The organism is Streptomyces sp. NPDC002125 (genome assembly GCF_053593715.1).
In genome coordinates this window covers 74046-88673 of record NZ_JBSFDD010000012.1, presented here as the reverse complement: position 1 = coordinate 88673, position 14628 = coordinate 74046, and the positions used below count along the sequence as shown (strand labels likewise).

The 14628-nt window shown below is 69.3% G+C and carries 12 protein-coding genes; 2 read left to right on the top strand and 10 right to left on the bottom strand.

The features are described 5' to 3' along the window. The first annotated feature begins 167 nt into the window (after positions 1–167). Positions 168–1526, top strand: coding sequence for a glycoside hydrolase family 5 protein (locus ACWCQM_RS21405; protein WP_450916753.1), 1359 nt, complete (start codon positions 168–170; stop codon positions 1524–1526). A gap of 118 nt (positions 1527–1644) precedes the next feature. Here ACWCQM_RS21405 and ACWCQM_RS21400 read toward each other — a convergent pair whose 3' ends face one another. The 9 genes from ACWCQM_RS21400 to ACWCQM_RS21360 all read right to left on the bottom strand — a co-directional run bounded on the left by ACWCQM_RS21400 (position 1645) and on the right by ACWCQM_RS21360 (position 12845). Continuing rightward, entirely contained in the window at positions 1645–3774 is a 2130-nt protein-coding gene (locus ACWCQM_RS21400) for a PP2C family protein-serine/threonine phosphatase (RefSeq protein ID WP_450916752.1), read from the bottom strand. A 133-nt stretch (positions 3775–3907) separates the two neighbouring features. Then, entirely contained in the window at positions 3908–4735 is an 828-nt protein-coding gene (pssA, locus tag ACWCQM_RS21395; RefSeq protein WP_073748752.1) for a CDP-diacylglycerol--serine O-phosphatidyltransferase, read from the bottom strand. A gap of 22 nt (positions 4736–4757) precedes the next feature. Beyond that, positions 4758–5405 carry a phosphatidylserine decarboxylase gene (locus tag ACWCQM_RS21390; protein WP_073748753.1) on the bottom strand — a complete coding sequence of 216 codons (648 nt, stop codon included), beginning with the start codon at positions 5403–5405 and terminating at the stop codon, positions 4758–4760. A gap of 181 nt (positions 5406–5586) precedes the next feature. Next, positions 5587–6792 (bottom strand): acyl-CoA dehydrogenase family protein, encoded by a 1206-nt coding sequence (locus tag ACWCQM_RS21385; protein ID WP_450916751.1) that lies wholly within the window; start codon positions 6790–6792, stop codon positions 5587–5589. Between the two features lie 2 nt (positions 6793–6794). Further along, positions 6795–7322, bottom strand: coding sequence for a MaoC family dehydratase (locus ACWCQM_RS21380; RefSeq protein WP_450916750.1), 528 nt, complete (start codon positions 7320–7322; stop codon positions 6795–6797). 1 nt (position 7323) lies between these two features. Further along, positions 7324–8298: an HpcH/HpaI aldolase/citrate lyase family protein gene (locus tag ACWCQM_RS21375; RefSeq protein WP_450916749.1), complete on the bottom strand. Its 975-nt coding sequence runs from the start codon at positions 8296–8298 to the stop codon at positions 7324–7326. Beyond that, positions 8295–10307, bottom strand: coding sequence for a protein meaA (locus tag ACWCQM_RS21370; protein ID WP_450916748.1), 2013 nt, complete (start codon positions 10305–10307; stop codon positions 8295–8297). The genes ACWCQM_RS21375 and ACWCQM_RS21370 overlap by 4 nt, the downstream gene beginning before the upstream one ends. A gap of 8 nt (positions 10308–10315) precedes the next feature. Next, positions 10316–11689 (bottom strand): crotonyl-CoA carboxylase/reductase, encoded by a 1374-nt coding sequence (gene ccrA / locus ACWCQM_RS21365; RefSeq protein WP_450916747.1) that lies wholly within the window; start codon positions 11687–11689, stop codon positions 10316–10318. Positions 11690–12053: 364 nt separating this feature from the next. Then, positions 12054–12845, bottom strand: coding sequence for a GNAT family N-acetyltransferase (locus ACWCQM_RS21360; RefSeq protein WP_450916746.1), 792 nt, complete (start codon positions 12843–12845; stop codon positions 12054–12056). 129 nt (positions 12846–12974) lie between these two features. On the opposite strand from ACWCQM_RS21360, the gene ACWCQM_RS21355 reads away from it, so the two are divergent. Continuing rightward, positions 12975–13772 (top strand): restriction endonuclease, encoded by a 798-nt coding sequence (locus ACWCQM_RS21355; protein WP_450916745.1) that lies wholly within the window; start codon positions 12975–12977, stop codon positions 13770–13772. Between the two features lie 16 nt (positions 13773–13788). Here the strand turns inward: ACWCQM_RS21355 and ACWCQM_RS21350 are convergent, their stop codons facing one another. Continuing rightward, positions 13789–14604 carry a TetR family transcriptional regulator gene (locus tag ACWCQM_RS21350; RefSeq protein WP_450916744.1) on the bottom strand — a complete coding sequence of 272 codons (816 nt, stop codon included), beginning with the start codon at positions 14602–14604 and terminating at the stop codon, positions 13789–13791. Positions 14605–14628 lie beyond the last annotated feature (24 nt).

Sequence of the window (14628 nt, the reverse complement as noted above, 5' to 3'; positions counted from 1 at the left end):
GAATACGGAGCGGACGTGTCAGCCAGGTGTCTTCAAGAAATGAACGTTGTCATGTCCATTGACAGCCGTTCCGCCGTGCTGGCTTCATGTGAGCAACGGAATGGGAGCGCTCCCATCCTTGCTGCCCGCCTCACCCCCATGAAAGGCGACAACGGATGAAGTCACGGATGAGAAAACGGCTGGGTACGGCGCTCGCCGCCGCCGTCACCGCGACCACCCTGCTGGTGACGCTCTCGGGCCCGGTCGCCGCGCAGCAGCCGTCGGTCGTTCCCGCGGCCGCGCCCGAAGCCGCCGCCCCGGCGGCCTCCGGCACGGACTGGCTGCACACCGAGGGCAACCGGATCGTCGACGAACAGGGCAACCGGGTCTGGCTCACGGGCGTCAACTGGTTCGGCTTCAACGCGACCGAGCGGGTCTTCCACGGGCTCTGGTCCGCCAACCTGGACACCGTCACCCGGCAGATGGCGGAGCGCGGCATCAACATCGTCCGTGTGCCGATCTCCACCCAGCTCCTGCTGGAGTGGAAGAACGGCCAGGCCGCGACCTCCAGCGCGGTCAACACCTGGGCCAACCCCGAGCTCCAGGGCAAGACGACCCTGGGGGTCTTCGACGCCTTCCTCGGCGTGGCCGAGAAGTACGGCCTCAAGGTCATGCTGGACGTGCACAGCGCCGAGGCCGACAACTCCGGCCATGTGTACCCGGTCTGGTGGAAGGGATCGATCACCCCCGAGCAGTTCTACACCGCCTGGGAGTGGGTGACCGAGCGCTACCGGACCAACGACACGCTCGTCGCGATGGACGTGAAGAACGAGCCGCACGGCAAGCAGTCCGACAGCCCCCGCGCCAAGTGGGACGGCTCCACGGACCAGGACAACTTCAAGCACACCTGTGAGACCGCGGGCAAGCGCATCCTCGCGATCAACCCGCACGTCCTCGTCCTCTGCGAAGGCATCGAGATCTACCCCAAGGACGGCACGAACTGGTCCTCCACCACGGCGACCGACTACCACGGCATGTGGTGGGGCGGGAACCTGCGCGGGGCGAAGGACCACCCGGTCGACCTCGGCGCGCAGCAGGACCAGCTGGTCTACTCCCCGCACGACTACGGCCCGCTGGTCCACCAGCAGCCCTGGTTCCAGGGCGAGTGGAACCGTACGACGCTGGAGCGCGACGTCTGGGACCCCAACTGGCTCTACCTGCACAAGGACGGCACCGCCCCGCTGTTCATCGGTGAATGGGGAGGCCACCTCGACAACGGCCCCAACCAGAAGTGGATGACCGCCCTGCGCGACCTGATCGTGGAGAACGGCATCCACCAGACCTTCTGGTGCCTCAACCCCAACTCCGGTGACACCGGCGGCCTGCTGGGCTACGACTGGGCGACCTGGGACGAGGCCAAGTACGCGATGCTCAAGCCCGCCCTCTGGCAGTCGGGCGGCAAGTTCGTGAGCCTCGACCACGAGGTCAGGCTCGGCGGCGCCGCCAGCACCACCGGAATCTCCCTGGGCGACCTCTACGGCGGCTGATCCGGCCCCGCGCCCGCAGCACCACCCCTCGAACGTCCTGGGGTGCCGATGAAACCCCACCGCCTCGGCACCTCAGGGCTCTCCAACCCGCCCTGACAGGCAGAACACGTCCGACCGGTCAGCTGTCCGGCCGCAGGGCGTTGATCAGGAGCAGCGCGATGTCGTCGTTGCCGGGCGTGTACTGCCTCGCGTACCGCACGAGCGTGTCGGCCACGGAGTCCATGTCCTGGTCCAGGGCTATGGCGAAGTGCTCGGCCAGATCGGCGATGGCGTCCTCGAAGTCCACGCCAGGCGCCTCCACGAGACCGTCGGTGTACAGGGCGAGCGCCCCGCCGGGCGGCAGGGGGAACTCCGCCGTCGGGTAGCCGGCCTCCGGGTCGATGCCGAGCAGGACGCCGGGCGGCAGGTCGAGGAACTCGGTCTGTCCGTCCGGCTGCCGCAGCAGCGGCGCGGGATGGCCGGCAGTGGCCATGCAGGCGGTGTTCCCGGCGAGGTCGAGATGGACGTACAGACAGCTCGTGAACAGTCCGGGGTCGAGGTCCGTGAGCAGGCGGTTGGTACGTGCCAGCACCTCGGCGGGCGAGGCCCCGGCGGAGGCGTGCACGGCGGTGCGGACCTGCCCCATCAGTGCGGCGGCGTTCACGTTGTGCCCCTGTACGTCGCCGATCGCGGCGGCTGCAGTGGTCTCGTCCAGCCTGATCAGGTCGTAGAAGTCCCCGCCGATGCCCATGCCCCGGGTCGACGGCAGATAGCGGGCCGCGACATCGAGGCCCGGGATCCGGGGCAGGGTCTGGGGCAGGAGGTGGGCCTGCAGACTGTGCGCGAGCCGGTCCTTCGTGTCGTACAGACGGGCGCGGTCCAGCGCCTGGGCCAGCAGCCCCGCGATCGAGGTGAGGAGGGCGCGTTCCTCCGGATCGAACGCGTGGGGCCGGTCGTAGGCCAGGACCAGCGAGCCGACCGGATTCCCGGAGACGATCAGAGGGAGGAAGGCGCAGGCGGCCACGGCGTTGCGCAGGCCCGCGGAGGGGTGGGCCCGCTCCAGCTCGGCGAAGGTGGGGAAGAAGTCGGGAATCCCCGTCATCAGCACATGGGCGGCCGGTGTCGCCGAGGTCAGCGGCGCACCGTCGAAGCGGTCCATGAGCCCGGGCCGGCTGCCCCGGCCGCCCTCGACCCGCAGGCGGCCCTCGGCCGAGGCCATCACGACGAGGGTCTGGATGTGGAACGCCGGCATCAGCTGGTCGCCGGCCAGCTCGATCACGTCCTGCGTGCCGACGGCCTCGGTGAGCGTCGCCGCCAGATGCATCAGGTGGTACAGGGCGGTCGCCCGGCTGGGCACCCCGGAGGTCGGTGGCAGCGCCGGCGTCTGCACATCGGCGGGGCCGGGCGCCGTGGTGGGGAGGATGCGGACACTGATGCCGGTGGCGTTGGGGAAGAGATGGAAGGACAGCCACTGGTCCGGTGGCCGCAGCACGGTGAACGATGTCTTCTGGCGGCTGATGACGGCGGCCCTGTAGTGGTCCTCCACCGCCGGGTCCCGCAGCCAGGGGAGCGACACCCAGGGGAGCGTGCCGCAGACGTCGTCCGCCGCCGCTCCCAGCAGGGCCGCCGCACCGCTGGTCATGTAGGTGACGGTCCCGTCGAGATCCAGCGCGCAGCTTCCTCCGGGCAGCCGCTGGATGAACTCCGTCGCGGCGGCGGCCTCCGCGGGATCCGGCACGGCCGGCTCCGGGGTGGGCATCACCCGGGGCTGGCTCCCCGGCAGGACCGGGTAGCCGCTGCTCTCGGCCTGCCGCAGGAGCGTGTCGATGGCCCGGCACCCCCTGAGCACGGCCTCGCGCTCCTCGGGCGCCAGCTGCGGAGAGTGCGACCCCGGCCACAGCAGCACCAGCCCGCCCCGCTCGGAGGCGCCCGTACGCAGGGGCGCGGCGGCCAACGCGAACTGGTACGGCAGGACGAGCGCGGGGCGCGGATAGCGGCGCGCCAGCTCCTCCTGGCTGCCGAGCCAGATCAGGCACCCCAGGCGCACGGCGTCGGCCACCGGCATCGGGGCGGACAGCGGGACCCGGGTCCACGGGAAGGCCAGCTGCCCCGGCACCCCGGCGAGGACGGTCAGGTGCAGCGTGGTCTCGTTCTTCGGCAGGAGGTACAGCATCGCCACGGAGGCACCCGTCTCGCGCAGGATGTGGGACACGGCGCTGTCCAGCAGCTCCGTGCCCGAACCGGTGGCGGCGGCGGATCGGTCCTGCACGCTTCCCAGACTCCCCTGTGGAAGGCGGCCCCGCACCCGCTGGGCCGCCCCGTGCGGGGCGGGGTCCGGCGCACGCACGAGGGCCCGGATGCCGGGGAGCATCCGGGCCCTCGTGGCAGTCGCGTCCGCGTGGTTACGGGAGCTGCGCCGCCCGTGCCTCGCGCCGGTTGTCGCGGAAGGTGTTCACCCGCCGTGCCGTGGCGAAGAGCGGGATCACCGCCCCCAGGACGACCTGGAGGGCGCAGCCGGTCTGCAGGAGCAGCTGGCCGCCGGGGGCGTCGAACGCCCAGGCGGCGAGGAGCCCCATCGCACCGACGATCCAGCTGAGCATCGCCACCGCGAGGACACCCCGCGGCTTCGGGTACTCGACCCGGCTGACCATCAGCCACGCCACTCCGATGATCGCGAGCAGCGTCGGTACGAAGGGCAGCTCCAGGAGCACGATCGAGACGACCGTGAGCGCTCCGAAGGGGCTCGGCATGCCCTGGAACATGCCGTCCTTCAAGGTCACGCAGGAGAACCGCGCAAGCCTGAGCACCACCGCCAGCAGCACCACGATCGCCGCGAGCGCGGAGACCCGCTGGTGGGCGTCGTCCGCGACCATCCCGTACACCAGGACGAAGTACGCCGGGGCGAGGCCGAAGCTGATGAGGTCGGAGAGGTTGTCCAGCTCCGCCCCCATCGGCGAGGAGCGCAGCTTGCGCGCCACCAGGCCGTCGAAGAGGTCGAACACGGCGGCCATGAGCATGAGGATCACCGCGGTGGCCGCGGAGTGCCGGGCCATGCCCGACTCGTCGCTGCCGGTGAGGTGCGGAATGAGGATGCCCGTGGTGGTGAAGTACACCGCCATGAAGCCGCACGTGGCGTTACCCAGGGTGAGGGTGTCCGCTATCGACAGCCTCATGGAGAGAGGCATGTCCTCCGTGCCGTCGGCGTCCTCGTCCTCAGCGGCCTCGGGCACCCAGCCCGCCTGGGTATCAGGATCAACTACGGTCAATTCGAGTCACCCCCGCGGTGGTGGCCTGGCCGACCTCGACCGCGACATCGATACCTTCCGGAAGGTAGATGTCGACACGCGAGCCGAAGCGGATCAGGCCGATGCGCTCGCCCTGCTCCACCTTCGTGCCCTGCGGGACGTACGGCACGATGCGACGGGCGACCGCTCCCGCGATCTGCACCATCTCGATGTCACCGAGCTCGGTGTCGAAGTGCCAGACAACGCGCTCGTTGTTCTCGCTCTCCTTGTTGAACGCCGGAACGAATCCACCGGGGATGTGCTCGACCGAGGTCACGGTGCCGGAGAGCGGGGCCCGGTTGACGTGAACATTCAGCGGGCTCATGAAGATCGCGACGCGGGTGCGCCCGTCCTTCCACGGCATGATGCTCTGCACCACACCGTCGGCCGGCGAGATGACGCGGCCCTGGGTGATCTCGCGCTCGGGGTCGCGGAAGAACCACAGCATGCCCGCCGCGAGCGCGGTGGTGGGCACGGCCACGGCGGCCCAGCGTCCGGACTTGCGGGCCCGGGCGAGGCTGAGTGCCGCGGTGGCGACGGTCGGGAGGAGCCACGGCGATGCTCCACGGGCGAGGCGGACCCCGCCGCGCGTTGCAGGGATTTGGCTGTCGGGCATGGATGACCTTCGTAGCGGATGATGCCGCGCTGGCAACGGGGGGACGGCGGCTTTCCGGCGATGCTATCGGGTGCGAGCGGCAACTGGGCAAGCCAGCAGCCGAGTCGGACAGCTGAAAGGCTCCGGACGAGGGTGATCCGGTGTGATGTTCTTCGCCACCAAATCACCTCGAAGGGGACATTCAGCCCTGGAGTCGGTACTCCTCCAGGAGCCGGCGACCGATGATCATTTTCTGGATCTCGGCGGTACCTTCACCGATCAGCAGCATCGGTGCCTCGCGGTAGAGGCGCTCGATCTCGTACTCCTTGGAGAAGCCGTAGCCGCCGTGGATACGGAAGGCGTCCTCGACGACTTCCTTGCAGTACTCGGAGGCGAGGTACTTCGCCATCCCTGCCTCCAGGTCGTTGCGCTCCCCGGAGTCCTTCTTGCGTGCTGCATTCACCATCATCGCATGGGCGGCTTCGACCTTGGTGGCCATTTCAGCCAGTTTGAACTGGATCGCCTGGTGCTGGGCGATCGGCTTTCCGAAGGTCTGGCGCTGCTGGGCGTACGAAACGCCCAGTTCGAAGGCACGCTGTGCGACACCGCAGCCACGCGCGGCGACATTCACCCGCCCTACCTCGACACCGTCCATCATTTGGTAAAAACCTCGGCCGGTCGTGCCGCCCAGGACACGATTGGCCGGAATGCGTAGTCCGTCCATGATGAGCTCGGTCGTGTCGACGCCCTTGTAGCCCATCTTGTCGATCTTCCCCGGAATGGTGAGACCGGGGCGGACCTCGCCGAATCCCGCCTCCTTCTCCACGAGGAAGGTCGTCATCGACTTGTGCGGCGCCGTGCCCTCCGGGTGTCCTTCGTCACTCCGGCACAGAACGGCGACCAGGGTGGACGAGCCGCCGTTCGTCAGCCACATCTTCTGGCCGTTCAGGACGTACTCCTCGCCGTCCTTCACGCCCTTGGAGCTGATCGCGGAGACGTCGGAGCCCAGCGCCGGCTCGGACATCGAGAACGCGCCCCGCACCTCGCCCAGCGCCATTCTCGGCAGGAACGTGTCCTTCTGCTCCTGGGTGCCGTGCTGCTTGAGCATGTACGCCACGATGAAGTGCGTGTTGATGATGCCCGACACGCTCATCCAGCCCCGGGCGATCTCCTCGACGCAGAGCGCGTACGTCAGGAGCGACTCGCCCAGACCGCCGTACTCCTCGGGAATCATCAGCCCGAACAGGCCGAGTTCCTTCAGCCCTTCGACGATCTCCGTCGGGTATTCGTCGCGGTGCTCCAGCTGGGTCGCGACAGGAATGATCTCCTTGTCGACGAAATCCCGGACCGTGGAGAGGATTTCCTGCTGGACATCCGTCAGGCCGGCGGTCTGTGCGAGTCGGCTCATGGCTACTTCTCCCCGTTCTTGTCCGACGGCTGGCCCAGCTCAGGGCGGCCGGGCTGTTCTCCGCCGCGCTCCTTGATGTACGTCTCGGTGGGGACCATCACCTTGCGGCGGAACACGCAGACCAGCGTGCCGTCCTGCTTGTAGCCCTTTGTCTCCACATACACGATGCCGCGGTCGCTCTTCGACCTCGACGGTGTCTTGTCGAGCACGGTCGTCTCGCCGTAGATCGTGTCGCCGTGGAAGGTCGGCGCCACGTGCTTCAGCGACTCCACCTCCAGATTGGCGATGGCCTTTCCGGAGACGTCCGGGACCGACATGCCGAGCAGCAGCGAATAGATGTAGTTGCCGACGACGACGTTCTTACCGAAATCGGTGGTCTTCTCGGCGTAGTTGCTGTCCATGTGCAGCGGGTGGTGATTCATGGTCAGCAGGCAGAAGAGGTGGTCGTCGTATTCCGTGACCGTTTTCCCGGGCCAGTGCTTGTAGATGGCACCGACCTCGAACTCCTCGTAGGTGCGTCCGAACTGCATGTCAGGCCTCCGGCGCTTCGAACTTGGAGGTGCGCTGCATCCCGGCCGCGCGGCCCTTGCCCGCGATGACCAGGGCCATCTTGCGGCTGGCCTCGTCGATCATCTCGTCGCCGAGCATCGCCGAGCCCTTCTTGCCGCCCTCCTCCGAGGTGCACCAGTCGTAGGCGTCGAGGATGAGCTCGGCGTGGTCGTAGTCCTCCTGCGAGGGCGAGAAGACCTCGTTCGCCGCGTCCACCTGGCCGGGGTGCAGCACCCACTTGCCGTCGAAGCCCAGCGCCGCCGCACGGCCCGCGACCTCGCGGTAGGCGTCCACGTCGCGGATCTGGAGGAACGGGCCGTCGATCGCCTGGAGGTCGTGCGTGCGGGCCGCCATGAGGATGCGCATCAGGATGTAGTGGTACGCGTCCGCCGGGTAGCCGGGCGGCTGCTGGCCGACGACCAGGGTCTTCATGTTGATCGAGGCCATGAAGTCGGCCGGGCCGAAGATCAGGGTCTCCAGGCGGGGCGAGGCGGCGGCGATGTCGTCGATGTTCACCAGGCCCTTGGCGTTCTCGATCTGCGCCTCGATACCGATCCTGCCGACCTCGAAGCCCATGGTCTTCTCGATCTGGGTCAGCAGCAGGTCCAGCGCGACGACCTGCTGGGCGTCCTGCACCTTCGGCAGCATGATGCAGTCGAGGTTCGGGCCCGCGCCCTCGACGACCGTGATGACGTCGCGGTACGTCCAGTGCGTCGTCCAGTCGTTCACGCGCACGACCCGGGTCTTGCCCGTCCAGTCGCCGTCGTTGAGCGCGTCGACGATGTGGTGCCTGGCGCCCTCCTTGGCGAGCGGCGCGCAGGCGTCCTCCAGGTCGAGGAAGACCTGGTCGGCCGGAAGGCCCTGGGCCTTCTCCAGGAACCGCGGGTTCGAGCCCGGCACGGCCAGACACGAGCGGCGCGGACGCAGGCGGTTCACGGGGGACGAGGGGGTGGTCATGCGGGGACCTCCAGAGGGTCGAGCTTGTTCGCTTTGCGGATCTCGTCGACGATACGGCCGATGATCTCGGTGATGCCGAAGTCCTTCGGGGTGAAGACGGCGGCGACGCCGGCCGCGATCAGGGCGTCCGCGTCCGCCGGGGGGATGATGCCGCCCGCGATCACCGGGATGTCCGTCGCCCCGGCGTCACGCAGCCGGTTCAGGACGTCCGGTACCAGTTCGGCGTGCGAGCCGGACAGGATGGACAGACCGACGCAGTGCACGTCCTCGGCCAGCGCGGCGTCCGTGATCTGCTCAGGAGTCAGCCTGATGCCCTGGTAGACCACTTCGAAGCCGGCGTCCCGTGCGCGTACGGCGATCTGCTCGGCACCGTTGGAATGCCCGTCCAGGCCGGGCTTGCCGACCAGCAGGCGCAGCCGTCCGACACCCAGGTCCCCGGCGGTGCGGGCCACCTTCTCGCGGACCCCGGCGAGCGGGGTGCCGGGCTCGGCGTTGACCGCCACCGGCGCGGACGAGACGCCGGTCGGCGCCCGGAACTCGCCGAAGACGTCGCGCAGGGCCCACGCCCACTCACCGGTGGTGACGCCCGCCCGTGCGCACTCGACGGTCGCCTCCATCATGTTCTCGGTGCCCGCCGCGGCCTTCTTCAGAGCGGCGAGCGCCTCGGTGGCACGGGGCTCGTCACGGTTGTCGCGCCACTCGTGCAGCGCGGCGACGACCCGGGCCTCGTTCTCGGGGTCCACCGTCATGATCGCCGCGTCCAGGTCGGAGGTCAGCGGGTTCGGCTCGGTCGTCCCGTAGATGTTGACGCCGACGATCTTCTCCTCGCCGGCCTCGATCCGGGCCCGCCGCGCGGCGTGCGAGGAGACGAGCTCCGACTTGAGATAGCCCGACTCGACGGCCGCCATCGCGCCGCCCATCTGCTGGATGCGGTCGATCTCGGCCAGCGAGTCGGTGACCAGCTCGTCGACCTTGGCCTCGATGACATGCGAACCGGCGAAGATGTCCTCGTACTCCAGCAGGTCGCTCTCGTGCGCGAGCACCTGCTGGATGCGCAGCGACCACTGCTGGTCCCACGGGCGCGGCAGGCCCAGCGCCTCGTTCCACGCGGGCAGCTGCACCGCGCGGGCGCGGGCGTCCTTGGAGAGGGTGACGGCCAGCATCTCCAGCACGATCCGCTGGACGTTGTTCTCCGGCTGCGCCTCGGTCAGCCCCAGGGAGTTGACCTGGACGCCGTAGCGGAAGCGGCGCTGCTTCGGGTTGGCGATGCCGTACCGCTCGCGTGTGACCCGGTCCCAGATGCGGCCGAAGGCGCGCATCTTGCACATCTCCTCGATGAAGCGGACGCCCGCGTTCACGAAGAAGGAGATGCGCGCGACGACGTCACCGAACCTCTCCTCGGGCACCTGGCCCGAGTCGCGCACCGCGTCGAGCACCGCGATGGCGGTCGACATGGCGTACGCGATCTCCTGGACCGGAGTGGCCCCCGCCTCCTGCAGGTGGTAGCTGCAGATGTTGATCGGGTTCCACTTCGGGATGCGGTTGACCGTGTACGTGATCATGTCGGTCGTCAGCCGCAGCGAGGGACCCGGCGGGAAGACGTGCGTCCCCCGCGACAGGTACTCCTTCACGATGTCGTTCTGCGTCGTGCCCTGGAGCCTGTCGGGATCGGCCCCCTGCTCCTCGGCGACCACCTGGTAGAGCGCCAGCAGCCACATCGCGGTGGCGTTGATCGTCATCGAGGTGTTCATCTGCTCCAGGGGGATGTCCTGGAACAGCCGCCGCATGTCACCGAGGTGCGAGACGGGCACGCCGACCCGGCCCACCTCGCCGCGGGCGAGTACGTGGTCGGGGTCGTAGCCGGTCTGCGTGGGCAGATCGAAGGCGACCGAGAGACCCGTCTGGCCCTTGGCGAGGTTGCGGCGGTAGAGCTCGTTGGACGCCTCGGCGGTCGAGTGACCGGCGTACGTCCGCATGAGCCACGGCCGGTCCTTCTGACGTTCGGTCATGGTGGACCTCAGACGTTGCGGCTGGATTGGATGGTCCGCTCCGCTGACGCGTCACGGAACAGGTTGATGGCGTCGATGTGCTGCTCACGCAGCTCGGTGTCGCGCACGCCCAGGCCCTCGCGGGGGGCCAGCGCCAGGACGCCGACCTTGCCCTGGTGCAGGTTGCGGTGCACGTCGTACGCCGCCTGGCCGGTGTCCTCCAGGGAGTAGACCTTGGAGAGCGTCGGGTGGATCTTGCCCTTGGCGATCAGGCGGTTGGCCTCCCACGCCTCGCGGTAGTTGGCGAAGTGCGAGCCGATGATCCGCTTCAGCGACATCCAGAGGTAGCGGTTGTCGTACTCGTGCATGTAGCCCGAGGTGGAGGCGCAGGTGGTGATCGTCCCGCCCTTGCGGGTGACGTAGACCGAGGCGCCGAAGGTCTCGCGGCCCGGGTGCTCGAAGACGATGTCGATGTCCTCGCCGCCGGTGAACTCGCGGATGCGCTTGCCGAAGCGCTTCCACTCCTTCGGGTCCTGGGTGCGCTCGTCCTTCCAGAACTTGTAGCCCTCCGCGTTGCGGTCGATGACCGCCTCCGCGCCCATCGCCCGGCAGATGTCGGCCTTCTCCGGGCTGGAGACGACACAGATCGGGTTGGCGCCGCCGGCCAGCGCGAACTGGGTGGCGTAGGAGCCGAGTCCGCCGCTCGCACCCCAGATCAGCACGTTGTCGCCCTGCTTCATGCCTGCGCCGTTGCGCGAGACGAGCTGGCGGTACGCCGTGGAGTTGACCAGGCCCGGGGACGCGGCCTCCTCCCAGCTGAGGTGCTTGGGCTTCGGCATCAGCTGGTTGGACTTGACGAGTGCGATCTCCGCCAGGCCGCCGAAGTTCGTCTCGAATCCCCAGATGCGCTGCTCCGGGTCGAGCATCGTGTCGTTGTGGCCGTCGGAGGACTCCAGCTCCACCGAGAGACAGTGCGCGACGACCTCGTCACCCGGGTTCCAGGCGTTGACGCCGGGGCCGGTGCGCAGGACGACGCCCGCCAGGTCGGATCCGATGACGTGGTACGGCAGGTCGTGGCGCTTGGTGAGCTCGCTGAGCCTGCCGTACCGCTCCAGGAAGCCGAAGGTCGAGACGGGCTCGAAGATCGAGGTCCAGACGGAGTTGTAGTTCACCGAGCTGGCCATGACGGCGACGATCGCCTCACCGGGACCGAGTTCGGGCACCGGCACCTCGTCCAGGTGCAGCGACTTGCGGGGGTCCTTGTCGCGACTGGCGAGACCGGAGAACATCTCGGCCTCGTCCTTGTGCACGGTCACCGCGCGGTACGACTCGGGGATGGACAGGGCGGCGAAGTCCGCAGCCGTGCTGTCCTGCGATTGGATCGCGTCCAGGATTTCCTTCACGGTGATGCCTCCGGCAGATCGGGTCTCCGGCGTCGAGGGAAACGCTCGGAGGTCCCTGTGGTCAGGGGAGCGGTGCGGTGTGGAGGTGTGCCGTCGGTTCGGCGTGTGGTGCTGTGGCCTGCTCGGTGGAGCAGAAGGGTTGCCTGTGACGCAGGCGCCCGGGCGCGCGGACACGTGGTCTGCGGGGACAGCCGGCGTACGAGAGATCTCTGCACGCCGGCCGCCCGGACACCTTCAACGTATGGCACTGCGTGACAGGTGGCAAGGCACCCAGTGCCAACAATTTCTCTCAGTTGTCATCTCGTAGGCACGCATGAGCAACATCATGGGTGGTATGTCGCGATGCGCCCTCTTTTTGTCAGGACTACGGCGCGGTGCGGTACACGTACGGCGTCGTCGTGCTCAGTGCCGTGAAGCCGAGCCTGCGCAGGATCGGCTCGGAGAGGTCCGTCGCGTCCACCTGGAGGAAGCGGTAGCCGAGGTCCGCGGCGATGCGGGCCCGGTGGGCGATCAGCGCCCGGTAGATCCCCCTGCCCCGCCAGGGCGCCGCCGTCCCGCCGCCCCACAGAGAGGCGAAGCCCGTGCCGGGGTGCATCTCCATCCGGGCCGAGCTCACCGGTTCGCCGTCCGCCGTCGCCACCACGGCGACGAAGGTGCCGGGGGCGCCCGCGAGGCGCTCCAGGGTCTGGTGGCGCAGCCGCGAACCGTCCGTACCGAACGCCGCCTCATGGGCCCGGACCATCAGGTCCACCCCGGCCGCGTCCGTCACGGCACGCAGTGTCACGCCCTCGGGGAGCTCCACGGACCGGGGCAGGTCCGACACCGCCGCGACCATCAGGGCCTCCGGCGGCTCCGGCACGAACCCGGCCGCGGCGAGCAGCGCGCCCAGACCGGCCGGGCGGTCATGGGCGTACAGCTTCCACTCGAACTCACCCAGGCCCCGGGCGGTGTAGTGCTCGACCTGCGCCGCGATCTCCGCCGTCGCGCGCTCGGTGGTGAGGCCGGGCGCCGTCCACACGACACCGTTCCAGTCGTCGGGGCCACCCGTCAGCCGTACGACGTCCCCCGCCCGCTCGACGCGGGTGGCGGGGCCGTCGGGGCGGGCGTGTTCCCGCATCTCGTGGTCGAAGGCGACCAGCATCTCTTCAGGATCCATGAGTGCATCCGAGCACTCCCTCCCCGGCCCGGCCAGCGGGTTTTCGTCCGACGGGGCGTCAACCGGCGGCTGCGGGGCACACGGAAGTGATCTTGACGGTGCGGCAACGGACAAGGGGTGGGCCACACGATGGGCATACGGACGCACAGAACGGACCGGCGGGCCCGCAGGTCCGAATTCGACGTCAGGCGGACGGCGTTCGGCTTCGCCTTCCTCGCTCTCCTGGTCTGCGGCGCCGGACTCGCGGTGCGCGCCGCCCTCAGGAGCGCCGAACGGCATCCGCTGGTCGCCGGGGCCTCCGTGGCCGCGCTGGTGGTGGCGCTCGTGCTGCTCCTGCGTCTGCGCCGCAGCCGCAGGGCGGCCGCCAAGGCCGCCGCGGCAGCAGTCGAGAGCGCCTACGAGGTCGTGGACACCGTCCTGGAGGAGCTGCCGGAAGCCGACGCCCTGCCGCCCCCTCCCGAGCCGGTGCGGACGCCCGGTCGCGAGGACGAGGACCCCCATGACCACGAGATCGATCCGTACGACTACGAGGGCATGGACCCCTACGACTTCGAAGAGGCCGTGGCCGCGCTCTGCAGGCGCGACGGCTGCCTGGACGCCGAGGTCGTCGGCGGCGCCGGCGACCTCGGCGCGGACGTGGTGGGGACCACGCCGGACGGCCGCCGCCTGGTCGTGCAGTGCAAGAGGTACACGCGGGACAACAAGGTCGGCTCGCAGGACCTCCAGCGCTTCGGCGGCACCTGTTACGCGGTGCACGGCGCGGAGGCGGCCGTGGTCGTCACCACCGCTGACTTCACCGATCCGGCCCTCGAGTACGCCGAGCGGTGCGGCATCGTCTGTATCGGTCTCGACGGACTCACCGCGTGGAGCGAGGGCGCCGCGCCGCCCTGGTACGCGAGCGCGTCCGTGCGGGCCGCCGAGGGCTGAACCCGCCGGGCCGGTCTCAGTGCTCCTTCAGCGCCTGCTGGATCGTGCGCATGATCTCGTCGAGCGGCGCGTCGGTACGGGCCACGGTGACCAGCACCTCACCCTCCCTCGACACCGAAGCGGCGGGAGTCCTGGAGGGCTCGGCGCCGGCGGTCCGCCCGGCCCCGATGCCCGTGCCGAAGGTCTCCCGGACGATCGCGAAGGCGTGGTCGAGCTGTGTCTCCACGTCACCGTGCCCGTCCGCCCGCAGCCAGCGCCGCAGCACATGGTTGTGCGCGGTCACCACCGCGGACGCGGCCACCTCGGCCAGCAGCGGGTCGTCGTTGCCGACATGGTGGTCGCGCTCGTCGAAATGGCCCAGCAGATAGCGCGTGAAAAGGCGCTCGTAGCGGGCCACCGAGGCGATCTCGGCCTCCCGGAGCGTGGGCACCTCACGGGTCAGCTTGTAGCGCGCCACGGAGACCGCGGGCTTCGCCGCGTACATCTTCATGACCTCCTTGATGCCGCGGCACACGGTGTCGAGCGGGTGCTCGTGTGCGGGTGCGGCGTTGAGGACGGCCTCGGCCCTGACGAGGGTGTCGTCGTGGTCCGGGAAGATGGCCTCTTCCTTGGAGCGGAAGTGGCGGAAGAAGGTGCGCCGGGCGACCCCGGCCGCCCCGGCGATCTCGTCGACCGTGGTCGCCTCGTACCCCTTCGTGGCGAAGAGTTCCATCGCCGCCGCGGCCAGTTCACGGCGCATTTTGAGCCGTTGGGCGGCGGCCCGGGTGCCGGCGGCACTCTCCGGGGCGTCCGTCGCGGCGGAGGAACGAGGGGACTTGGCGGGTTGGGACATGAGGTGAACGTAACCCATCGGTGC